Raw genomic sequence first — 21,991 nt, 5'->3', positions numbered from 1 at the left:
CCTCGGCGTTAGGGCGCACACAGAGATGCTTCGGGGGAAAACGGGGTCAGGTCTAGCTTAACGGGGAAAACGGGGTCAGGTCTAGCTTAATAGCATTACTCGCACTATATTCTGCCCATGACCCGACCCATCAGAATCGAATTCTCAGGCGCGCTTTATCATGTGACGTCCCGTGGCGACCGTCGTGAAAACATCTATGAAGACGATGAGGATCGGATTCAATTTCTCGATGTTTTACGGCGGGTTGTGGAGGATTTCAATTGGGTTTGTCACGCCTATTGTTTGATGACTAACCATTACCATTTGGTGGTAGAAACGCCTGATGCCAATCTGGCGAAAGGTATGCGGCAGTTGAACGGCGTATTTACCCAAGCCTCGAATCGCCGCCACGGCCGCACCGGGCATTTGTTTCAAGGCCGTTACAAAGCAATATTGGTCGATGGCGAAAGCTATCTGTTAGAGCTGACGCGTTATGTCGTGCTCAATCCAGTCCGTGCCGGCATGGTCGCATCACCCGCAGACTGGTTATGGAGCAGTTACCGGGCGATGACCGGCGAAGCAGCGGCGCCGTCCTGGTTGGCTCCCGATGGCTTGTTGGCGCAGTTTTCAACGCATCGCGATACGGCAGTCAAACGCTATCGGGAATTTGTCTTGCAAGGGCTGGATCAAGAATCGATCTGGCGCGATCTAAAACGGCAAATATTTCTGGGCGAGGATGCCTTTGTATCGCAGATGCAGGCAAAAATTACGGGGAAAAGCGAGGATGTCAATTTCGCAAAAGCGCAACGGCGGGCGCCGGCATTGCCGTTAGCCGAATACCAAAAACGTTACGCCAGCCGGGATGAGGCGATCGTGTCGGCCTATGCTTCAGGAGAATACAGCTATCAACAACTGGCGGATTTTTTTGGCCTGCATTTTACAACCGTCGGTAGGACGATCAGGGCTGCAAGATCGAACGCAAAACTATAAATCCCGGTTCCCCCGGTCCTCCGTTAGCCGTTTACGCCTCTTGTTTGATAGCCGTCATTCCGGCAGGGCGTCGAGCTGTCTTCTGCGGATAATGCAAATCCGCTTCAGGCAGATTTGTGCTGGAGCCTTGGGCCGCGAAGCCAAAAGGATGGCTTGAAGCTACCGGCCAAGGCACTGGATGCCCGCGTCCTGCGGGCATGACGGCCGTTGTGTATAACGATCAGCGCAAAGCGTGGGAAGAGGAAATCATCGGACATCTCCCTGGCAAAACGCTCAAGCCGCGCGGCTTCCTCTGCGCTTCAATCTCCTAAAGTACCTTCCGGCTAAGCCGGGCAGCCTTCCATTTTGTAGATATAAAAGCCGTCGCGTTTGATGCTGTCGATTACGTCGGCCGGAGCTTTCTGGCTGTGGCAGAAACGGCACTCCTTGCTGCTAACCGCCGCGTCCGCTTCGCCAATCGACGCCAGCCATTGTTTGGCGTAGGCGATCGCTTGCTGGTCGTCGCGTTCCGCGGTGAACACGTCGAAGTGCATCAAGCGGCCGTCGCCGGCGGTGACGTAAGTGTCGTAAACATGGATTTGCATGGTGAGTTCTCCTGCTGCAAAAAATCGGTAGTGGCCGGGATACCCGGTTCGGCTATTTTATATCGAATCAATACCAATTTGCCGATTGCGTTGGAGCACGCGGCGGATCATTGCAACAACTCGACAAACCGGTCCACTTCGTCGGCGGTCGTGGCGAAGCTGGCAACCAGACGCAGCAACACCTCGTTTTCGGCGAGCAGGCCGGGATTGGCGTGCGGCGGATTCCACGGGTAGAACACGGCGCCGGCGGCGCGCAGCCGGTCGGCGTCGCTCCGCTCCAGTGCTGCAAACACTTCGTTAGCCTCCGCCGGCCAGGCCAGCCGGCCGCGGCGGCAGGTGACAATGCCTTGCTGCAGTCGGGCTGCCATGGCATTGGCGTGGCTGGCCAGCTCCAGCCACAGGCCGTCATGCAAATACGCTTCGAATTGGGCGGCAATGAAGCGGCTTTTGGAGAACAGTTGCGCGGCGCGTTTGCGGATGAACGGCAAATCTTTGGCCGTGTCCGGGTCCATGAACACCAAAGCCTCGGCACACCAGCAGCCATTTTTGGTGGCGCCGAACGACACGATATCCACGCCGAGTTGCCAGGTCATTTGCGCCGGCGTCAATTGCAGCGCGGCCAGCGCGTTGGCGAAGCGGGCGCCGTCCATGTGCAAAGGCAGCCGGTGTTGGCGGGCGATCGCAGCGATGGCGGCGATTTCATCGGGCCGATACAGCGTGCCGATTTCGGTGGCCTGGGTGATCGAGACCGCCATCGGCTGGCCGGCGTGGATGAAGCCGGGCGGAAAGCGGCCGATTTCGGCGGCCAGCTTGGTCGGGTCGATCTTGCCCAGGTCGCCGTCGACCGGCGCCAGCCGGGCGCCGTGGGTGAAAAACTCCGGGGCGCCGCATTCGTCTTCCAGCATGTGCGCTTCGCGGTGGCAAAACGAGACGCCGCCGGGACGATTGATTGCGGCCAAGGCCAGCGCATTGGCGGCGGTGCCGGTGCCGACGAAAAAGACTGCGACCTCGCGTTCGAACAGTTCGCAGAAACGGCGTTCGATGTTGCGGTCCAGCTCGCTGGCGCCGTAAGGCGCGGCAAATCCGGCGCCGGCGGCCAGTAAATGTTGGGCGATGGCAGGGTGAGCGCCGGCCCAGTTGTCGGAAGCGAAGTTCATAGTGTGTCGCCGGGGTTGAATTGCGAGAAAAAGGTTTTCGGTGTAGGTCGATCTGAACCGCGGTATCGGCGGCGCGGAGCGGACGCTATTCAGCGGCCTGTCTGGTTTGGTTTATTTCAACCAATCCGCTTTTAAAAATGGCTTTTTTCAACCAATTGCCGGTAGAATGCCAGTCGTTTTCGACTTATGACTCTATCAACGATGGCCATACTCAGCACACTGCTTTGGACCCCCGCTGCCGGGGCGCTAGTGCTGGTGCTGATACCCGCCCATCGGGCACAGGCCGTCCGTTTGGCCGCCAATCTGTTTGCCGCGGCGGCGCTGATTTTGGCCTGCCTGTTATTGGCGCGTTACGACGCCGCCGATCCGGCTTTGCAACTGACCGAATTCTACCCGCTGAATCCCAAACTCGGTAGCGCCTACGCGCTAGGCATCGACGGCCTGTCGCTGCCGATGCTGATCCTGGCGGCCTTGTTGACCTCGATCTCGCTGATCGCATCCTTCAGCCTGGCCGACGGCGTCAAGGGTTACCACATCTGCATCCTGCTGCTGGAGTTCGGCATGCTCGGCGTGTTCATGGCCCAGGACTGGGCCTTGTTCTATATCTTCTGGGAAGTGACCTTAATCCCGCTGTTTTTTCTGATCGACCGTTGGGGCGGCAAACGCCGTCACGCCGCCAGTTTGAACTTCGTGCTGTACACGATGGGTGGCTCGGTGTTCATGCTGCTGAGTCTGTTGGCGATCAGCCAGTACGATTTGCAGAACCAGGGCTCGTTGATGGCATCGATGGGCCAGGCGGCACAGAACATGCCGGCCGTCGAACAGGTACTGGTGTTGTTGGGCTTTCTGATTGGGTTCGGCGTGAAAATGCCGATTTTTCCGTTGCACGGCTGGTTGCCGCTGGCGCACGTCGAAGCGCCGAGCGCGGTCAGTATTTTGTTGTCCGGGATTTTATTGAAGATGGGCGCCTACGGTCTGCTGCGCTCGGTGGTGATGTTGCCGGTCGCCGCGCAACTGATTCAACCGTTGCTGATGTTTCTGGCCTTGTTCGGCATGGTCTACGGCGGTCTGCTGGCCTGGCGCCAGCCGGACATGAAAGCCATGGTGGCCTATTCCTCGTTGAGCCACATGGGCGTGGTGTTGCTCGGCATCGCCACGTTGAACCAGACCGGCTTCATCGGCGCGATTCTGCAAATGACTGCGCACGGCCTGATCGCCGGCGCCCTGTTCTTACTGGTCGGTTTGCTGTACGAACGCACCCACACCCGCAATATCCAGGATTACAGTTCGCTGGTTCAGGTCATGCCGCGCTTTGCCGGGCTGGCGACGCTGGCGCTGCTGGCGGCAATGGGCTTACCGGGCTCGATCGGCTTTGTCGCCGAATTGCACATGCTGATCGGCGGCTTTCAGCAATGGGGCGGCTGGATGGCGTTTTTCAGTCTGAGCATACTGATCAGCGCGGCCTATGCCATGCGCACCATCGGCTTGCTGTTCACCGGACCGGTCAAGCCGCAGATGCGCGACATCGCCGATTTGACGCCGCCGGAGCTGGTGGCGTCGGCGGTACTGGTTGGCTGTATCGTCGTGTTCGGCTTGCTGCCGGCACCGTTGATCGAATTGTCGTCCGCGTCGGTCGGGCGGATGCTGGCCGTGATCGGCGAGAGGTTGCTGTGATGCGGGCGCGGCGTCTTGGTTTGCCAGGTCGGGGAGCGATCTGATGGCGGCATCGGTTTGCGAGGCTGGCGATCTGCGCGACATTGTTCGTCACGCGGTCGCACATTTGGACCATGTGTTGCCGGGCCAGGCGCCGATCCACGATTTCGTCCACCACAACACTCTGCACGGCTTTCAGCATTTGCCGTTCGAGCAGGCGCTGGCGGAGTTTACCACTCTGACAGGGATCGATTGCTATCTGCCGGCCGACAAGTTCCGCGAGTTTTACCGGCAACAACGCATCACCGACCGCGATCTCGATGCGGCATTGCAGCATCGGTTCGGGAGTGTATTGGCCCAACCGCTGGCCGGTAGCGCCGCTATTGCGCGGCGCGAACTTTACCGGACCGTGTTACTGCACGATGTACAGGCCATTAGCCCGCAGCAACTGGCCTGGCGGCTCGGCGAATCGGCTGAATTCGATATCGAGACGGCCGGCGGCCGGCCGCTGCGCGAGCTGTGGCAAGCGGTTTCGGCGAAATTGGCATTGCCGGCGGCAGAATTGCATCCCGAGGATTTGCTGGATCTACCTGCCGCGCCCTTCGACAATGAATTGCCGCAAGCGGACGATGCCGATAACCCGGCGCTCTGGTTCGACCGGGTCGGCGCCACTCTGACCTGGCGCGGTGTATTGCTGGCTTTGGCCGGCAAGGACATTTTGGAACTGGTGCGGCCGCAATTGATTCGATTGTGCGCATCGTTGCTGGACGAAGGTTTGGCGGCCTGGCGTTTGCCGGGACGCCAGGAATTGGGATTATATGCGGCCTGGCGGCAGGCGCTGGACTACGATGCGCTGCCCTTGTTTCACGATCTGGCGGAGTGGCGCAGCGTTACGGCGCGCTTGCCGGAAGATGCGGCGGACGCCATCGTCCAGCAACTGCAAGCCATGGCCTTGCCGGCGGATCGCTGGGAAGGCTATTTGCGGCGGCTGGCGCTGGAATTGCCGGGCTGGTCCGGGTTGATCAACTGGCGGCAGCAGCACCCGGATTATCGGGAAGGGCGGCCGGTTCCGGTGCGGCTTGCCGATTATCTGGCCATCCGCCTGGTGTTGGATCGGCTTTACGCTCAGTCGCTGTGTCGCAGCCTGTGGCATTGTCCGGCTCAATTCGACCGCCTGCAGGCCTATTTCGAAAAACATCAAGCCGAATTCGGCGTCCGTCGGGCGCTGTTCGCCGGCGAGTTGCCGGAGTACCTGGCTCAGGCCGCACAGCAATTGGCATCCGCGGCCGAGAGCTCCCGGCAAACTTGGCAAACGCTGGCGCAACGGATTCTGAGTTGGCGGCAAAGCCCGTTGGCGGCAGCCGACGGCAGGCTCAACGCTCACGACCACGGCTGGCGACTATTTTCGCTTTGTCGGAATTTAGGTTTGGGGCCCGATGCGGTGTCGGCTCTGGAAAAAAGCCAACTGCTGGCCTGGTTGACGCCGGTCGACGAATTCGACGAACAACAACGGGCTTCGGTCTGGCTGGACGCTTACGAGCGGCATTATCGCCAGGATTTGTTGCAAGCCTTGCACGCCAATCACGGTCGCGGCCGCTGGCAGCGCCGGGAACGCCGGCCGCAAGCCCAAGTATTTTTCTGCATGGACGAGCGCGAGGAAAGTTTCCGTCGCCATCTGGAAGAGTGGAATCCGGCCATCGAAACCCTGGGCGCTGCCGGATTTTTCGGCGTGGCGATGGACTACCAGGGGTTGGACGACCATCATCCGACGCCGTTGTGTCCGGTGGTGGTGACGCCGGCGCATCGGGTAGCGGAAGTTTGTCTACCCAGCCTCGAGGATTTGCTGGCCGACCACCGTGCCGGCTTGAACCGGGCGCAAATCATCAGCGACTGGTTGCATCAAACCTTGCGCCGGCATCTGTTGCGGGCTTATCCGCTGTTATACCTGTTTGCACCGCTGAAGTTGGTTGGACTGTTGGGCAAGACCTTATGGCCGGACCTGCAATACCGCCTGGAACAGGCTTGGCAGGCGCGGCTGGTGCCGGCGGCACCAACCCGCTTGCAGTTTACGGCCGGTACCGCAACGCCGGCCGCGGCAAAACCCGGGTTCAGTGACGAGGAACAAGCGCAACGGGTCGGCCAATTCTTGCGCACCACCGGACTCAGCTACGGCTTTGCCCGGATCGTCGCCATTTTGGGCCACGGTTCCACCAGCCAAAACAATCCGCACGAGGCTGCCCACGATTGCGGCGCTTGCGGCGGCCGCCGCGGCGGCCCGAATGCCAGAGTATTCGCGGCGATGGCCAATCGGCCGCAGGTGCGCGCCTTGCTGGCCGGGCAGGGCATTGCCATTCCGGACGATACCTGGTTCGTCGGCGGCCAGCACGATACTTGCAGCGACGCGATCGTCTGGTACGACGCGGATCTGGTACCGGCTGCGCTGGCCGACGATTTCACCCGCTTGCAAGCCGATCTGGCCGAGGCCGACCGGCGGGCCGCAGCCGAACGTTGCCGGCGCTTCGCCTCGTCGGGTTATCCGGTTTCGCCTGTGGCCGCGTTCCGCCACGTCCAGCGCCGCGCCGCCGACTTGAGCCAAGTGCGGCCGGAATTCGGCCATGCCACCAACGCCGCCGCCTTTATCGGCCGGCGTGCGGCGACCCAGGGTGTGTTCTTCGACCGCCGCCTGTTTTTGATTTCCTACGATCCCACTCAGGACGGCGACGGCACGATTCTGGAGAATATTTTGCTGACCGCCGGGCCGGTCGGCGCCGGCATTAATCTGGAATATTACTTCTCGACCGTCAACAACGACCGCCTCGGTTGCGGCACCAAGATTCCGCATAACGTCACCGGTTTGTTCGGGGTCATGGAGGGCGCGTTCAGCGATTTGCGCACCGGTTTGCCGCTGCAGATGGTGGAAATTCACGAGGCGATGCGCCTGCAAATCGTGGTTGAAGCCAAAACCGAGACCTTGGCGCGGATTTATGCCCGGCAACCAGTGTTACAGGAGCTGGTCGGCGGCGGCTGGGTGCATTTGAACGCGCTCGACCCGGACGATGGCCGGATTTTCGTGTTCGACCGCCGCGAAGGTTTTCTGCCCTGGCAGCCGGAGGACCGCGAACTGCCGCTGCGCGATGATTCGGCAGCCTGCTACGTCGGGCAGACCCAGGCCGTGGCGCCGATCCTGGTTCGGCAACCGGACATCGCAAGGGAATAACGACTATGGCCGCATACGCATTTTTGATTCCGTTGTTACCGCTGCTCGCCGCCTTATCTATAGGCGGCCTGCATTTTTTTAATCTGCTGCGCGGCGAAGCCGGCGAGAAACTCAGCGCCCGGCTGGCGGCCTGGGCGATCGGCTTGGCGGCAGCGCTGGCGCTCGGTTTGCTCGGGCTGGAGCTGGCCGGCAATCCGAGCGGGTTGCAGGTCTACGGTAGTTGGCTGGCCAGCGGCAAATTGATTATAGGCTTTTCGTTGCAGGCGGGCGGCCTGAATATGGCGTTGGCGGCGTTATTCGGGGCGCTGTTGCTGGCCGTGGCCCGCTTTTCCCGCAATTACTTGCACCGCGAGCCCGGTTTCCAGCGTTTTTTCTTTATTCTGAGCCTGTTTGCCGCGGCAATGCTGTTGTTGGTGTTGTCCGGCAACGCGGTGTTCACCTTTGTCGGCTGGGAAATCGCCGGCGTCTGTTCTTATCTGCTCATTGCCTACGCCTACGAGCGGCCTGTCGCCGCGCACAATGCCACCCGCGTGTTTATCACCAACCGGGTCGGCGACGGCGGCTTTTTGCTCGGCATCGGCTTGATGCTGGCCTGGCTGGAATCTGCCGACTGGCAAACCTTAAATACCGGCGCGGCCGACCTGGACCGCGGCGACGCTACTTTGCTGGCCTTGAGCTTTGCCGTCGCCGCCTTCGCCAAATCGGCGCAGATTCCGTTCTCGCCCTGGTTGGCGCGGGCGATGGAAGGGCCGACCCCGTCCAGCGCGATCTTTTACGGCGGCGCAATGGTGCATGCCGGGGTATTCCTGACCCTACAACTGCGGCCGTTATTCGAGCGGGCGCCGGCGGCAATGGCCTTGCTGGCGGCGATCGGGGCTATGACCGCCATTTACGGCTATTGGGTAGGTCTGAGCCAGACCGACATCAAAAGCTCGCAAATCTTCGCCGCATCGGTACAACTGGGCTTGATGTTCCTCGAATGCGGCTTAGGCTGGTGGACCTTGGCCGCCTGGCATTTGGCGGCACATGCCGTGGTGCGTTGCTATCTGTTTCTGACGACGCCGTCGATTTTGCATAACACCCATGGCCGGCCGATCGAGCCGGTGCCGGCGGCGCTCGCCGACTGCCGCTGGGCCTTTATCGCCTCGTTGCAGCGCGGCTGGCTGGAGCCGGCGGTGGATTGGCTGTTAGTGAAGCCAATCCTGCAACTGGCCAAGGATGCCCGTTACATCGAAGAGCGGATTCTGGACCCGTTGATGGGGTCGCCGGCACCGGCGATCAGGGCGATGTCGTCGTTGGCGCAGCAGGAAGAACAAAAGATGGGGGCCAATCTGAGCAGCACCGAAGACCGTTTTGCCCAGGGCAGCGGCCTGGCCGGCAAGTTGGCGCAATGGACTTCGGCGCTACTAAATTGGTTCGAATACCATTTCATTCTGCGCGGCATCGGCCGCGAGTCGATTCGGGTCGGACGCCGGCTGGGGCAGGCGGCGAACCGGTTCGAACACTTGTTGCTGCGCGCCCGTTATCTGGCGTTGTTCGTGTTGATTACGTTGATGGTAGCTTTGGGGTACCGATGACGACCGATATCGTTTACTGGCAGGCGGCCGCGGCGTTTCCGGTGCTGAGCGTGTTGACCGCGTTGCCGCTTTTGACCTGCGGCGCAGTGTTGGGTTTGAAAAGCTGGCGGCTGTGGCCGACGGCCTTGACCGGCGCGGTGGCGAACGTGTTGTTGAGCATTTACCTGCTGTGGGTGTTCGATGCCGAAGCGCCCGGCATCCATCTGGCCGAGAAAATCGACGGCCTGGGCTATCGGGTCGGCGTCGACGGCACCAATATCCTGTTTATTCCGTTGACGGCGGTGTTGGGCGCGCTGGCGTTGGTCTACACCCTGATCACTCGCCACCGCAACGACCGTTTATTCGTCGCTTGTCTGCTGGCTTACCAAGGCATCCTGATCGGGGCGTTTGCGGCGCTGAATACGCTGCAATTTTGGTGCTGGAGTCTGCTGGAATTGGTGCCGGTGGCGTTGCTGACCATGTTTGCCGGTACCGGTCGCTTGCGCAACCAGGCCGTCAAAACCTTGCTGCAATATTGGTCGTCCGGTCTGGCGATGAGTCTGGCCGGTTTTCTGTTGCTGAGTTTCGGGCTGGCCGGCAACGGTATGGAATTGAGTTTCGATTGGCTGGCGCTGAAACACCATAATTTGGCGATTCCGAACGAAACCTTGATCTTTCTGTTGCTGTTTTTCGGCTTTGCGGTGCGGATGCCGCTGTTTCCGTTCCACGCCTGGTTGCCGGTCTTGGGCGAGCACGGTACCGCAGCCAGCGCGGCGATTTTTCTGCACGGCTTGAAGCTGGGCATTTATGCGCTGATCCGCTTCATCTTGCCGCTGACGCCGGGCGCAGCCGAGCAATGGACCCATTTCGTCGTCACCCTGGGGTTGATCGGGATTTTCTACGGGGCGTTGCTGGCCTTGATGCAAATCAACATGCGGCGTTTGATCGCGTTCGCGGTGATCAGCCATACCGGCATGTTGGCGATCGGCGTGTTTTCGTTCAACGATTTCGCGCTGGAGGGCAGTATTTTGTTGTCGGTGGCTTACGGCTTGGCTACCGCCGGTATGCTGTTCTGCATCGGCCTGATTTACGAGCGGACCCGGACCTCGTTCCTGCCGCGCCTGGGCGGGCTGTTCGAGACCAATTCGACCTTGGCTTTACTGTTTCTGATCTCGGCGCTGAGTACGATGGTGATGCCGGGCACGCCGGGATTCGACGCCGCTCATTTGCTGATCGAGGGTACTATCGAAGAACACGGTTGGTGGATCGCGATCGCAATTCTGTTGGGCAACGTGTTGGGGGCGGCATTCTTGTTGTGGGCGTTTCAGCGCTTGTTCATCGCTCATCCCAAACGCTTCGTACAGCCTTACGGCAGTATCCACCATCCGGTATTGAAAGAACGTATCATCGCCGTGACGGTGTGCGGTTTATTGATCGGTACCGGTTTTTATACGACGCCGTGGCTGAAATACATCGACCAGGAGGCGCGGGAAATCGGCGAGCATTATCCGGCCCATCACAGCCACCATATCAACGAGACCCACCATGAATGACGCTGTGCCGCTGCTGACGCTATGCCTGCTCTGGCCGTTGCTCGGCGCATTGGCGATTGGCTGCGTGCGCGATGGCGGCCGGGCGAAGCGGCTGGCCTTGGCCGTGGCGGGTGTCGAGCTGCTGTTGACCATGGCCGTCGTCTTCGGTTTCGATCCGAGCGACGGCGGCTATCAATGGCAGGAGCAACATTTGTGGATACCCAGCCTGAACGCCTATTACGCGGTCGGAGTGGACGGTATCTCGCTGTTGTTCCTGCCGATGACGGCCTTGTTGACCTTGATGGCGCTATTGGCGGGCTGGAATTCGGCAACCCGATTGAACCGGTTTCAATTGGCGCTGGTACTGATTTTGGAGAGCACCACCATCGGCGTGTTCGTTGCGCTGGATATGGCGCTGTTTTTCCTGTTTTGGGAGTTGACGCTGCCGCCGATTTTCTTCCTGGCCGGCTTGTGGGGGGGCGGTGCCGAACGGCGCCAGGCCGCGCTGAAATATACTTTATATATGCTGTTCGGCGGCGTGCCGTTGTTGTTCGCGATTGCGACGCTGGCGTTGAACCATGCCCATTACACCGGCGGCGACGTGCCGGGCGGTTTGGGCTTCAATTTGCCGGATTTACTGAACACGCCGATGGATGCAGTGACTCAGGAGCTGGTGTTTTTTTTGCTGATGCTCGGTTTTGCAGTGAAAGCGCCGCTGGTACCGTTTCACACCTGGCTGCCGACCATGGCGATGGAAGGGCCGGCGTTTCTCACGGCCTTGCTGGTCGGGCTGAAGTTAGGCTTGTACGGTATTCTCCGCTTCGCCTTGCCTTTGGCGCCGCAAGCGGCGCTGGAGCATCGTTGGCTAGTGGCGATCGTCGGCGCCATTACGTTGGTATATACGGCCCTGATTGCGCTGCAGCAAACTAATTTGCGCCGGCTGCTGGCCTATTCCAGCATCAGTCACGTCGGTTTGGTGTTGATGAGCTTGGCGGCGTTCAATTACCAGGGGCAGCAAGGGGCGTTGCTGCACTTGCTGAATTTTACCCTGATAGCCGGCAGCCTGATGCTGATGGCCGGCATGCTGCAACAGCGACTTGGCAGTTGCGAACTGGTGCATCTGGGCGGATTGGCCAAACCGGCACCGCGCCTGGCTTGCTTGTTCTTTCTGTTCGCGCTGGCTAACATGGGAGTACCGGGTACCAACGGCTTTCCCGCGGAATTGCTGGTGTTGATCGGTACGCTGCAGGCCTATCCGGCCTTGGCTCTGGTAGCTTTGTTCGGCGCCGTGCTGGGCGCCGCCTATTTGCTCGGCTTTGTCAGGAAGGCTTTTTTCGGGCCGACCGGAGCCGTTTCCGCAACTTGTCCGGACCTGACCGCGCGCGAGCTTGTACTATTGCTGCTGCCAGCTTTGTTGGTGTTGCTGGTTGGATTCAGCCCGCAGACCATATTGGCTTGGCCGGAAAGCGCCTTGCGCGTGCGGCAGCAGGCCGTGGCCGAAGCAGAGGCGGTGCGTGCCGCATCCAGGTCGGCGCCGTCGCGGGCCGCGGCGGCTTATCAGGAGGGCTCGATTTAAACGATGTCGAAAGCGCGAACTGTGCCGGAAAATTGATTGGCATATAGTTTCGAATCGATATAGTATTGGCTTCGACCCGGTCTGCCATAGGCCGGCAACCCGACAAAACACTTTCTGTTATTGGGATTCCCATTAAGGATGACAATCATGCATACTCCCGCGAAATTATTGTTAGAAAACAAAGCCTGGTCCGAGGAAGTCAGTCGCAAAGACCCGGATTTTTTTGCCCAGTTGGCGAAGGAACAAAAGCCGGATTTTTTGTGGATCGGCTGTTCCGACAGCCGGGTTCCGGCTGACACCATCGTGAATGCCAAACCGGGCGAGATTTTCGTCCACCGCAATATCGCCAATCAGGTCATCGTTACCGACTTCAACTGTCTCAGCGTCGTGCAATATGCGATCAACGTGCTCAAGGTGAAACACGTCATCGTTTGTGGCCATTACGGTTGCGGCGGGGTCAAGGCCGCGTTGCAGCAACAAAAATCCGATCTGGTGATTGCCAATAAATGGCTGATGCACATCAAGGACGTATACCGGCTGCACCAGGAAGAGTTGGAGTCGGTCTCGCCGGAGCAGAAAGTGGACCGTCTGATCGAATTGAACATCGTCGAGCAGGTTTATCGGTTGGCGCATACTTCGATTATCCAGTCCGCCTGGCGCCACGGTCACAAGCCCACCTTGCACGGCTGGGTATACGGTTTGAACGACGGTTTGATCCAGGAGTTGATCAAACTCGACCATAACACCCAGATCAATCCGATTTACCGCTACGCGGATTAAGCCGCCGGATCCCTCGACTACCGATTGAAGCCAATGACATCGCACCCGAATTCTTACTTGAAACATTTGCACCAGGATCTGCCGGCCGGCATCGTGGTTTTTCTGGTGGCTCTGCCGCTCTGCCTGGGCGTGGCGCTGGCGTCCGGCGCGCCGCTGTTTTCCGGAATCATTGCCGGTCTGGTCGGCGGTTTGTTGGTCTCCTGGGCCAGCGGTTCGCAGCTCAGCGTGTCCGGTCCGGCCGCCGGCCTGACCGTGATCGTATTCGAAGCCATCGAGACCTTGGGCGGCTTCGGCGGATTCCTGTTGAGCGTCGTGCTTGCCGGCGGTCTGCAGGTTATTTTGGGCTTCTTGAAAGCCGGGGTCATCGGCGCGTTTTTTCCGGCGGCGGTGATCAAAGGCATGCTGGCCGCCATCGGTTTGATTCTGATCATCAAACAGACGCCGCATGCTACCGGTTACGACGCCAGCCCGGAAGGCGACGAGAGCTATATGCAGGAGACCGCCGAATCGAGTTTCTTCGAGCTGTCGGAGGCGTTGGAGGGCATTACGCCGGGCGTGACGCTGGTCAGCGTAGTGGCCTTGGCGATCCTGATCGCCTGGGAAAGCGCTTTCGTCAAACGTTTCAAAGCGTTACGGCTGGTTCCGGGGCCGTTGTTGGCCGTGATTTGGGGCGTCGGTTTCAATGCTGCAGCGTTGCACTACTTCCCGGAGCTTGCCATAGGCGAGAAACATTTGGTTTCGCTGCCGGAGCTGGGAACTACCGCCAATTTCGTCAACCAGTTGCGGTTGCCGGATTTCAGCTATTTCGGTAATCCGAAAATTTATTCGATTGCGGTGACCATTGCGATCATCGCTAGCCTGGAAACTTTATTGAGTATCGAGGCGGTCGACAAGCTGGATCCGCACAAACGGGTGGCGCCGACCAACCGCGAGCTGAAGGCGCAGGGCTTGGGCAATATGGTCAGCGGTATGATCGGCGGCCTGCCGATCACCGCCGTGATCGTCCGCAGCTCGGCCAATATCAACGCCGGCGGCCAGACCCGGTTGTCCTGCTTTTTCCACGGCGTGCTGTTGATGGTCAGCGTGCTGTTTTTCGCCAAGTACCTGAATATGATTCCGCTGGCCTGTCTGGCGGCGATTTTGCTGCAAACCGGCTACAAATTGGCCAAACCGGGAATGTTCGTCGAGTTTTACCGTAAGGGCTGGAACCAATTTCTGCCGTTCGTGATTACCGTCGCCGCGATTCTGTTGACCGATTTGCTGGTGGGTATCGCGATAGGCATGGCTTGCGGTTTCTTCTTCGTGTTGCGTGCCAATTTCCACGCGGCGATTACCTTGACCCGGCATGGCCGGCATTGTCTGCTGCGTTTGCACAAGGATGTATCGTTCCTGAATAAGGCTCTGCTGCGCAAGTATTTGCAAGAGGTACCGGATGATAGCGAACTGCTGATCGACGGTTCCAAAGCCCAATTCATCGATTTGGACATCCTGGAGACCATAGGCGATTTCATGCTGGCGGCGCCCGACCGCGGCATCGTCGTCGAGATCCAAGGTATCCCGCTGGAAGAAATTACGCCGTCTGCCGGTCATTGATTCCTCAGTCCGCCCGCATCGCCGCGGGCGGCGTTATCTGTCGGATACCGGGGTTAAACCCGCTATCAATTCCCGTATCGCGTCGCTTTGGCGTTCGATATCTCTCACAAGCTCGAATTGGGCCAGCGCCCGGCGCAAATTTTGGCCGGCGTCGTCGACTTTGAAGTAACGGTTGCCCTGCAAATAATCGGTGAAGAAGCGCAAACCCAGTTCGAACGGGATCAGGCGGATCGCCGGATACAGGTAACGGTAATCCGCTTCTGTAAAAAAACGGCCGGCCTCGGCCAGATAATGCTCGAGAATTATGCTGCAACGCTGCAAATCGAAGCCGTTGGTTTCCTGAATGTGGCAACAGGAACGCAGGCAATCGCCGAGGTCGTAATGTACCAGGCCGGGTTTGACAGTATCCAGATCGACCAAACCGATAATCCGGTCGCTGTCCGGGTCGAACAGAAAGTTGTTCAATTTCGGGTCGCCGTGTATTACGCGTTCGACCAGTTCGCCGCGCTGTCTGGCGTGTTCCAGCGTATGGACGCCTTCGCCGAAATCGGTGATGAAATTACGGCAATGTTCGAAGTCGGCGTCGCTCGGCACTTGCAGTGGCCGGGCTAGCGCTGCCTGATACTGGCGAAAATACTCGGGAGTGATGTGAAAGCCAGGTAGGGTGTCGTACAGGGTGTCGGCGGCCAGGCCGCTACACAAATTATGAAAATGGCCGAGTGCGGAGCCGACTTGGCCGGCTTCCGCCAAATTGCCGAGTCGTTCCCGGCTCTCCGATGGCGTGATCCATTCCAATGCCCGCCAGACCCGGCCGCTGTCGCGGTCGCGAATTTGCCAGTCGTCTGCGGCCGGCAACAGCCGCGGGATACGCAGCCGCACTGCGGCTGGCTGTTGGCGGCCGATATGACGGCTGAGTAAGTTTAAATTGGCGGCAATTCGCTGCGGCTGCGGGAATACCCGTTCGTTGATGGCTTGCAAAACAAAGCTGGCGCCGTCCGTTTCGACCAGAAAGGTATCGTTGATCAGGCCGTTACCGAGCGGTCGGATCGTGCCGATGCGCCGGCCGCCGGCGAAGCGGCGGGCAATCGGTTCCAGCCGGTTCACGAATTTAACTGCCGGGCCAGCGCGCGCAGGGCTTGGCCGCGATGGCTCACCGCATTTTTGGTTTCCGGCGGCAGTTGCGCCGAGGAGCACTGGAATTCGTCCAGCCAGAAAATCGGGTCGTAGCCGAAGCCATTCTCGCCGACGGCCGTACGCAGGATCTTGCCTTCCCAGACGCCCTGGGCGATCAGCGGAGTGGGGTCCGCAGCGTGGCGCAGATAAACCATCACGCAAATAAAGCGCGCGCTACGCAAGGCGTCAGGTACATCGCGCATTTCCGCCAGCAGTTTTTCCAGATTGGCGCGGTCGTCGGCGCCCGTGCCGGCATAGCGGGCGGAAATTACGCCGGGCGCGCCGTTCAGCGCGTCGACGACGATGCCGGAGTCGTCGGCAATCGCCGGTAGCCGGCAATGCGCGGCGGCATTGCGGGCCTTGATGATCGCGTTTTCGACGAAGGTGGAGCCGGTTTCGTCGGGTTCGGCGACGTTGAATTGCGACTGCGGCAGAATTCTATCGTTTTGCAGAATGGCCTGGATTTCCCGAATCTTGCCAGGATTGCCGCTGGCCAGCACGATCGAACTCATCGGCTTAGAACGCGATCGGTTTCGGCGCGGGTTTCTTCGCGTCTTCCAGCGCCGCCTGCTGTTTTTCCAGCAGTTGTTTGATGCCGTGTTCGGCCAGTTCCAGCATCGCATTCAGTTCGTCCTTTCTGAAAGCATGGCCCTCGGCCGTACCCTGGACTTCGATGAAGTGGCCGGCTTCGTTCATGACCACGTTCATATCGGTTTCGGCCTGGTGGTCTTCGGCATAGTCGAGGTCCAACACCGGCACGCCGTTGTAAATGCCGACCGACACCGACGCCACTTGGCCGTGCAGCGGGTTTTTCTTGATCTTGTTGGTTTTCAACAGGTGTTCGATCGCAATCGACAGGGCGACGAAACCGCCGGTGATCGATGCGGTGCGAGTGCCGCCGTCGGCTTGAATCACATCGCAATCGATGGTGATGGTATTCTCGCCGAGTGCCTTCAAGTCGATTGCGGCGCGTAAGGAGCGGCCGATCAGGCGTTGGATTTCCAAGGTTCTGCCGCCTTGTTTGCCGCGGCCGGCTTCGCGGTCCATCCGGCTGTGGGTCGAGCGCGGCAGCATGCCGTATTCGGCTGTGACCCAACCCTCGCCTTTACCTTTCAAAAATCGGGGGACGCTGTTGTCGACGCTGGCGGTGCACAAGACCCGGGTGTCGCCGAATTCCACCAACACCGAGCCTTCGGCGTGTTTGGTGTAATGGCAGGTAAAACGAATTTCGCGTAATTGGTCCGGATTGCGTCCGCTTGGTCTCATATTGTTCTCGGCAGTATCAAAAGTTGCGGCATTATACTGGCTTTGCCGAGCCGATTTTTAACTATTGGGGACTCAGCGCCTGCTGCAATTCGGCTACGCTTTGCGGCCGGTTTTCCGGGAAAATCGCCATGGCCCAGTCGATGGCTTTTAACAGGTATTCCGGAAACCGGCGCTTGTGGGCCTTGACCGCCGGGGGCAGATTATCCTGTTTGATCCGCTCCGGCGACGGTATCGGGATTTTGAAATCCAGGCAGGCACGCATGCTGGCGCCGACGGCGTAAATGTCCGACCAGGGGCCGAGATTGCCGTTGTTGTCGTATTGCTCGATCGGTGAATAACCGTTGGTTAGCACTTTGGCCCGGTTGCGCTGCGGGTCCATCGAGATTTTACGGATTGCGCCGAAATCCAGCAGCAACGGGTCGTTTTCCGCGCGGATCAGAATGTTGGCGGGCTTGATATCCAGATGCACCAGACCTTTTTGATGGACGGCGTCGATGCCGTTCAGCAACAACCGAAATACCGTCAGCAGAAACTCTTCGGTGATGGGCAGGATTTTGCGGTGCAGGATTTTGTCCAGCGTGATGCCGTAGTCGTAGGTCATGACCATATATACGGTATCGTTGGCCTGGAAGAAGTTGATTACGTCGACGATGTTATGGTGTTTCAGCATCGCCAGGACTTTGGCTTCCTCGAAAAACAGCGCCCGGCCGCGCATGAATAAGGTTTTTGCCTCTTCGTTGTTCGGCGCCACCAAGTTATTCCAGGTGCGGTGCGCCAGCTTGCGCGGCAAGTACTCCTTGATCGCCACTTGGGTCTGGTCGGACATTTGCCGGGCCAGGTAGACCGAACTGAAGCCGCCGTGCGCCAATTCCCGCTCGATCATGTACTGATCTATAATGGTTCCCGATTGCAGGTAGTTCCATTGTTTCGGGTAGGTTTCCGGATCGTAGTATTCGGCCATGGGTAAAGCTGCACGGGTAAAGCGTGAAGATTATAGGTGAAAAATGATTAGAAGCATGACCGCGTTCGCGGACGGCGAAATGAGCGCCGACAACCTGGCTATCTTGTGCGAATTGCGCTCCGTCAACCATCGCTACAGCGACGTCAGCGTCAAGTTGCCCGAGCGTTTGCGTTTTGCCGAAGCCGATGTCCGCCGCTTGATCTCGGAAAAACTGAAACGCGGCAAAATCGAATGTTCGTTGAGTTACAAGAAGCAGGCCTGCGAGGCGAGCTTCAACGTCAACCTGGAAATCGTGCAGCGGCTGTTGGCGGCGACCGCCGCTATCGAAGCCGAAATGAGCAATCCGCAACCCTTTTCCGCGCTCGACGTCCTGGCCTTCCCCGGCGTGCAGCAAGAGCAGGAGATCGATAAAGAGGCATTGCGCGACAAGATCGTCCGACTGCTGGATGAGACGCTGGACAAAATGCTGGAAACCCGCGCCCGCGAGGGGGCGCAACTGGCGCAATTGCTGGAGGATCGCTGCCAGAAGGTCATGCTTTTGGTAGAAGCTGCGCACAAGCGGATGCCGGAGGTGTTAAACAACTTGCGCAATAAATTGACGGCGCGGGTGCAGGAAATGGTGGCCGAACCCAATTTCGACCGTCTGGAACAGGAGTTGGTACTGTTGGCGCAAAAGTTCGACGTGGCGGAAGAGCTCGATCGTTTGGAAACCCATGTCCTGGAAGTGCAACGCGCGTTAAAGCAGCCCGAACCCACCGGCCGCCGTCTGGATTTCTTGATGCAGGAAATGAATCGTGAAGCTAATACCCTCGGTTCCAAATCCGCCGATCGGGAAATGACCCAGATTTCGATCGATTTGAAAGTTCTGATCGAGCAGATGCGCGAGCAGATTCAGAATATTGAATGATGTTTCAGGCCGTCCCGGCCAATCTCGCCAAGCCAACGAAGCCCAGTAAATCTGGGCTTTTTTGTGTCCGTAAACTTCTCGGTCAACACCAAACGTAGAATCGATGGGCAGTAGTGAGAGCATCAGAATGCAAAAACCTTTACCTTTACTGGTGCCTACTTATGGAAAGCCATTATGAGCGAATGAATAGGCATCCAAATCCAGACACACCTTTTCATCCAGGGCCTGATCAATTGACGGCGACGTCATGGATTTGCTGCAAACGCACGAATTTACATTAATATTTTACTGTAAGTGGTTGACATGGTTAATTCTTTAATAATCAATGCCTTAAGTAGACTTTAATCCAGTTGCTTTTTGTCGGTTTTATGTGAATACTCGCCGTCCCTAGTCAATTTTGCTGTCAATTTCGGGGGTGGATATGAAGATGGTCGTCGTCATGTTGTCCGGTTTAGTCATCGGTGCTTTGGTGGTTATCGCGGCGTTGCAATTGCTTCGCGTGGTTGGTAAAGAATTTGTGGATTTGATGGCCGAGGCTTGGCACAGCTCGGAGACTCATTGACCCTGAGGTTGCCGGCCCGCGTTGCTTTGATCCGACGGCAACCGCTCCAGGTTGACGAATCAGCCGAAATTAGTCACGCTGCTGGTTTCTGGGCAACAATTTCTATTTTCGGGGATGGTTAAAATGAGTTCGGTCAACAAAATTTGCGGAGTGCTACTGCTCGGTTTGGTTTCCGTCACGGTGCAGGCCAGGCAAGTCAACTATTGCAAGGTTTTACGGTCTTTCGACGACAAGGATGCCAGTGCGGCTCCCGAAATCAAATACGAGGACTGTGCCGGGGTTGCCCTTATCGATTATGCCAAGTATTACATCGCGGCCCGCTGTTGGGCCGGCTCTTACGATTTGCTCGAGGGCAAATGCGATGCGGTGAAGCCTGAAACTGCCGAGGAAGTTACTGCTGCCGAATCTACCTCCGCAGAACCGGCCGAAGCCGAGTAGGGATAGGTTTCCGAACCGGAATATCGAAAAGCCGCTTTGATCAGCGGCTTTTTTGTGCCTGTCGTCAAATCGTTCACGGGATGCGGAAAGCCGAGCTCCGGGAGCTAGTTCCGAAAGATTGCCGATAAAAATTTGCAAATTGGCGAAATGCTGGGAATTTTGCGCCTGGTAACCTGTCGTAACGGCGTTCGAAAACGTTCGGTTTAGGCAAAGGGCTACTGGATATCGCTGGAGGTTGGAGATGATTGCTATGCGCTATAACATCAAAAAATTCGGTAAAGTCATTTCGCATATAAGCCCGGAAAAGATGAGCCCGGGGTTGGCGAAGGAATTGAAATCGCGAGGCTACAGAATCAGCAGCGCTTCCCATGACCAACAGCATGCCGCTGTCGCGAGTGGCTAACGAAGCGCTCCATCACACTATACCTGGAAGCCGGCCTAGCGCCGGCTTTTTTGTTGTCCTAACTCTTCGCGAGAAATTTCGCGCGTTATTTTCAACCGGTCCTATTCGGTTGATTTGAACCGGTCGCCAACCGGAATTAGCTGATGAACAGATGCGGGGCTGCCGGGTTAGATGCAAATTGGTATCGCATCGATATTAATTTGCTACAATTTCCCGGTTTTGTACGCGCTCAGAGACGAGTAGCGGCAGATCAATTTTTGTGGCTCAAACGTTGCTTACTAGCGTTAAGACTGTTTAATCGAAAGGCGCTCACTGCCGATGAAAGTTTACTACACCCGTTTTTTTGCGGTCGCCTGCTCCATCTGGTTTGGGTTCGGTTCGGCTTATGCCCAGGAAGCGCAATTGTCGGTCGACGAGGTCGTCGCCCTGTTTTACCAGCGTAATTTGGACCTGATTGCCGCGCAATACAACATCGATCAGGCTCGCGCCGAACAAGTAGTGGCCGGGGCGATTCCGAATCCGGTATTCGGCGTCCAAGTCTCCGAAATCAGTAACAATCCCAACATGGGTTCCAATGCCACCGGCTGCAACCATAGCCCCAGCGTATCGTGCGGACCGGCCGAATATTTTTCCTTCAGCCAATTAATCGAAGTTGCCGGTAAACGCGGATTGCGGATGCAGAGCAGCGGTTTTGCCGCGCAGGCGGCCGAAAGCGATTTGCGCGATGCCGTGCGCATCTTCAGCAATATGGTGCGCGATGCGTACTTCGACTTGTTGCAGGCGCAAAAGAACCGGTGGCTGGCGCAGGAAATTGCCAACCATTACCAACAGATAAGCCAGGCCAATGACTTGCGCCTGAAAAGCGGCGATATAGCCGAGGCCGATTATTTGCGGGTGAAGATGGAAGGTTTGCGCGCCCAGTCCGATCTGGATAGTGCCCAAGCCGCTGTGGAGCAGGCGCAAGCGGCGCTGGCAGTGCTGCTGCGCTGGCCCGAACAGAGTTTGCGTATCGAGGCGAAGGATGCCTGGCCGGCGTTGGCCGATATAGGCCAAACCCGCGACAAGAACGAATTGATCGACCGGGCCTTGCAACAACGTCCCGACCTGCAAGCCGACAAACAGCGCGCCGAACAGGCGAATAAGGAACTGGAGCTGGCGCGGCGCTTGAAATACCCGGATGTCACGGTCAACGCCGGCTATGCCCGCGATCCGAGTAACAATGCGTTAAATTCGGCTTTCGTCGGTTTCAGCGTGCCGCTGCCGTTGTTTTACCAATACCAGGGCGAAGCGGATAAGGCTACCGTCAGTCTGAACCAGTCGCAATTGGCGGTCGAACAAACCGAACTCGGTATCTGCAACGATGTGGTCGGCGCGCTGGCGGCCTGGAACAGCGCCGATAAAATCGTAAAACGGTTCGACAGTGGCTTGCTGGACGACGCCCGTAACGTGCGCGACAGCGCGGAATTGGCCTTCAGAAAAGGCGCGACCGGCGTGCTGGATTTTATCGAAGCGCAACGCAGCTACAAAAACGTGATGCGCGATTATTACGCGGCCATGATCAACCGTACCAAGGCCTATTACGGATTGAGCAAAGCATTGGGCATCGAACCCAGCGGCGATAATGCTGCCGCAAGCGTTGGCCCGCAATAACTGGCCGGTAACTT

General features: G+C 58.2%; 18 protein-coding genes. 12 read left to right on the top strand and 6 right to left on the bottom strand.

The window, feature by feature from the left end:
• Window positions 1-117 precede the first annotated feature (117 nt).
• Complete coding sequence (locus NP603_RS17150; RefSeq protein WP_256612116.1) at window positions 118-969, top strand: REP-associated tyrosine transposase; 852 nt, start codon at window positions 118-120, stop codon at window positions 967-969.
• 323 nt (window positions 970-1,292) lie between these two features.
• Here NP603_RS17150 and NP603_RS17145 read toward each other — a convergent pair whose 3' ends face one another.
• Both NP603_RS17145 and NP603_RS17140 read right to left on the bottom strand, forming a co-directional pair.
• Entirely contained in the window at window positions 1,293-1,553 is a 261-nt protein-coding gene (locus tag NP603_RS17145) for a DUF2024 family protein (RefSeq protein ID WP_256612115.1), read from the bottom strand.
• A gap of 107 nt (window positions 1,554-1,660) precedes the next feature.
• Window positions 1,661-2,710, bottom strand: coding sequence for a threonine aldolase family protein (locus NP603_RS17140; RefSeq protein ID WP_256612114.1), 1,050 nt, complete (start codon window positions 2,708-2,710; stop codon window positions 1,661-1,663).
• 201 nt (window positions 2,711-2,911) lie between these two features.
• On the opposite strand from NP603_RS17140, the gene NP603_RS17135 reads away from it, so the two are divergent.
• The 7 genes from NP603_RS17135 to NP603_RS17105 all read left to right on the top strand — a co-directional run bounded on the left by NP603_RS17135 (window position 2,912) and on the right by NP603_RS17105 (window position 14,617).
• Window positions 2,912-4,384 carry a complex I subunit 4 family protein gene (locus tag NP603_RS17135; RefSeq protein ID WP_256612117.1) on the top strand — a complete coding sequence of 491 codons (1,473 nt, stop codon included), beginning with the start codon at window positions 2,912-2,914 and terminating at the stop codon, window positions 4,382-4,384.
• A 43-nt stretch (window positions 4,385-4,427) separates the two neighbouring features.
• Window positions 4,428-7,580, top strand: a complete 3,153-nt coding sequence (locus NP603_RS17130; protein WP_256612113.1) for a DUF2309 domain-containing protein — start codon at window positions 4,428-4,430, stop codon at window positions 7,578-7,580.
• A 5-nt stretch (window positions 7,581-7,585) separates the two neighbouring features.
• Entirely contained in the window at window positions 7,586-9,157 is a 1,572-nt protein-coding gene (locus NP603_RS17125; protein WP_256612112.1) for a proton-conducting transporter transmembrane domain-containing protein, read from the top strand.
• On the top strand, window positions 9,154-10,689 hold the full coding sequence (locus tag NP603_RS17120) for a complex I subunit 4 family protein (protein WP_256612111.1): 1,536 nt from the start codon (window positions 9,154-9,156) through the stop codon (window positions 10,687-10,689). The genes NP603_RS17125 and NP603_RS17120 overlap by 4 nt, the downstream gene beginning before the upstream one ends.
• Complete coding sequence (locus NP603_RS17115) at window positions 10,682-12,244, top strand: complex I subunit 4 family protein (RefSeq protein ID WP_256612110.1); 1,563 nt, start codon at window positions 10,682-10,684, stop codon at window positions 12,242-12,244. The genes NP603_RS17120 and NP603_RS17115 overlap by 8 nt, the downstream gene beginning before the upstream one ends.
• Window positions 12,245-12,391: 147 nt before the next feature.
• Window positions 12,392-13,024 carry a carbonate dehydratase gene (gene can / locus NP603_RS17110; RefSeq protein WP_256612109.1) on the top strand — a complete coding sequence of 211 codons (633 nt, stop codon included), beginning with the start codon at window positions 12,392-12,394 and terminating at the stop codon, window positions 13,022-13,024.
• A 33-nt stretch (window positions 13,025-13,057) separates the two neighbouring features.
• Window positions 13,058-14,617, top strand: a complete 1,560-nt coding sequence (locus tag NP603_RS17105) for a SulP family inorganic anion transporter (RefSeq protein ID WP_256612108.1) — start codon at window positions 13,058-13,060, stop codon at window positions 14,615-14,617.
• 33 nt (window positions 14,618-14,650) lie between these two features.
• Here NP603_RS17105 and NP603_RS17100 read toward each other — a convergent pair whose 3' ends face one another.
• From NP603_RS17100 to NP603_RS17085, 4 genes are all read right to left on the bottom strand, one after another.
• Window positions 14,651-15,721, bottom strand: coding sequence for a phosphotransferase enzyme family protein (locus tag NP603_RS17100; protein ID WP_256612107.1), 1,071 nt, complete (start codon window positions 15,719-15,721; stop codon window positions 14,651-14,653).
• Window positions 15,718-16,302, bottom strand: a complete 585-nt coding sequence (rdgB, locus tag NP603_RS17095) for an RdgB/HAM1 family non-canonical purine NTP pyrophosphatase (RefSeq protein ID WP_256612106.1) — start codon at window positions 16,300-16,302, stop codon at window positions 15,718-15,720. The genes NP603_RS17100 and rdgB overlap by 4 nt, the downstream gene beginning before the upstream one ends.
• Before the next feature lie 4 nt (window positions 16,303-16,306).
• Window positions 16,307-17,056: a ribonuclease PH gene (rph, locus tag NP603_RS17090; protein WP_256612105.1), complete on the bottom strand. Its 750-nt coding sequence runs from the start codon at window positions 17,054-17,056 to the stop codon at window positions 16,307-16,309.
• A 61-nt stretch (window positions 17,057-17,117) separates the two neighbouring features.
• Window positions 17,118-18,017 carry a serine/threonine protein kinase gene (locus tag NP603_RS17085; RefSeq protein WP_256612104.1) on the bottom strand — a complete coding sequence of 300 codons (900 nt, stop codon included), beginning with the start codon at window positions 18,015-18,017 and terminating at the stop codon, window positions 17,118-17,120.
• 55 nt (window positions 18,018-18,072) lie between these two features.
• On the opposite strand from NP603_RS17085, the gene NP603_RS17080 reads away from it, so the two are divergent.
• From NP603_RS17080 to NP603_RS17065, 4 genes are all read left to right on the top strand, one after another.
• Window positions 18,073-18,924 carry a YicC/YloC family endoribonuclease gene (locus NP603_RS17080; protein ID WP_504137975.1) on the top strand — a complete coding sequence of 284 codons (852 nt, stop codon included), beginning with the start codon at window positions 18,073-18,075 and terminating at the stop codon, window positions 18,922-18,924.
• 421 nt (window positions 18,925-19,345) lie between these two features.
• The gene (locus NP603_RS17075) at window positions 19,346-19,486 is read left to right on the top strand and encodes a hypothetical protein (RefSeq protein WP_256612102.1); all 141 of its coding nucleotides are present in this window, start codon (window positions 19,346-19,348) and stop codon (window positions 19,484-19,486) included.
• A 123-nt stretch (window positions 19,487-19,609) separates the two neighbouring features.
• Window positions 19,610-19,924 carry a hypothetical protein gene (locus NP603_RS17070; protein WP_256612101.1) on the top strand — a complete coding sequence of 105 codons (315 nt, stop codon included), beginning with the start codon at window positions 19,610-19,612 and terminating at the stop codon, window positions 19,922-19,924.
• Window positions 19,925-20,645: 721 nt separating this feature from the next.
• Entirely contained in the window at window positions 20,646-21,977 is a 1,332-nt protein-coding gene (locus NP603_RS17065) for a TolC family protein (protein WP_256612100.1), read from the top strand.
• Window positions 21,978-21,991: the final 14 nt, after the last annotated feature.

Origin of the sequence: Methylomonas aurea (genome assembly GCF_024505045.1) — a bacterium.
GTDB lineage: Bacteria > Pseudomonadota > Gammaproteobacteria > Methylococcales > Methylomonadaceae > Methylomonas > Methylomonas aurea.
The sequence above is the reverse complement of the archived record's forward strand: the minus strand, read 5'-3'. Positions and strand labels throughout refer to the sequence as shown.

Bases quoted from the DNA above. Each gene is read 5' to 3' on its own strand.
- NP603_RS17085 (WP_256612104.1), bottom strand. From the start codon at position 18,017: ATGGCCGAATACTACGATCCGGAAACCTACCCGAAACAATGGAACTAC.
- NP603_RS17070 (WP_256612101.1), top strand. From the start codon at position 19,610: ATGAGTTCGGTCAACAAAATTTGCGGAGTGCTACTGCTCGGTTTGGTT.
- can (WP_256612109.1), top strand. From the start codon at position 12,392: ATGCATACTCCCGCGAAATTATTGTTAGAAAACAAAGCCTGGTCCGAG.
- NP603_RS17125 (WP_256612112.1), top strand. From the start codon at position 7,586: ATGGCCGCATACGCATTTTTGATTCCGTTGTTACCGCTGCTCGCCGCC.
- NP603_RS17075 (WP_256612102.1), top strand. From the start codon at position 19,346: ATGAAGATGGTCGTCGTCATGTTGTCCGGTTTAGTCATCGGTGCTTTG.
- rdgB (WP_256612106.1), bottom strand. From the start codon at position 16,302: ATGAGTTCGATCGTGCTGGCCAGCGGCAATCCTGGCAAGATTCGGGAA.
- NP603_RS17065 (WP_256612100.1), top strand. From the start codon at position 20,646: ATGAAAGTTTACTACACCCGTTTTTTTGCGGTCGCCTGCTCCATCTGG.
- NP603_RS17150 (WP_256612116.1), top strand. From the start codon at position 118: ATGACCCGACCCATCAGAATCGAATTCTCAGGCGCGCTTTATCATGTG.
- NP603_RS17140 (WP_256612114.1), bottom strand. From the start codon at position 2,710: ATGAACTTCGCTTCCGACAACTGGGCCGGCGCTCACCCTGCCATCGCC.
- rph (WP_256612105.1), bottom strand. From the start codon at position 17,056: ATGAGACCAAGCGGACGCAATCCGGACCAATTACGCGAAATTCGTTTT.
- NP603_RS17145 (WP_256612115.1), bottom strand. From the start codon at position 1,553: ATGCAAATCCATGTTTACGACACTTACGTCACCGCCGGCGACGGCCGC.
- NP603_RS17080 (WP_504137975.1), top strand. From the start codon at position 18,073: ATGACCGCGTTCGCGGACGGCGAAATGAGCGCCGACAACCTGGCTATC.
- NP603_RS17115 (WP_256612110.1), top strand. From the start codon at position 10,682: ATGAATGACGCTGTGCCGCTGCTGACGCTATGCCTGCTCTGGCCGTTG.
- NP603_RS17105 (WP_256612108.1), top strand. From the start codon at position 13,058: ATGACATCGCACCCGAATTCTTACTTGAAACATTTGCACCAGGATCTG.
- NP603_RS17135 (WP_256612117.1), top strand. From the start codon at position 2,912: ATGGCCATACTCAGCACACTGCTTTGGACCCCCGCTGCCGGGGCGCTA.
- NP603_RS17120 (WP_256612111.1), top strand. From the start codon at position 9,154: ATGACGACCGATATCGTTTACTGGCAGGCGGCCGCGGCGTTTCCGGTG.
- NP603_RS17130 (WP_256612113.1), top strand. From the start codon at position 4,428: ATGGCGGCATCGGTTTGCGAGGCTGGCGATCTGCGCGACATTGTTCGT.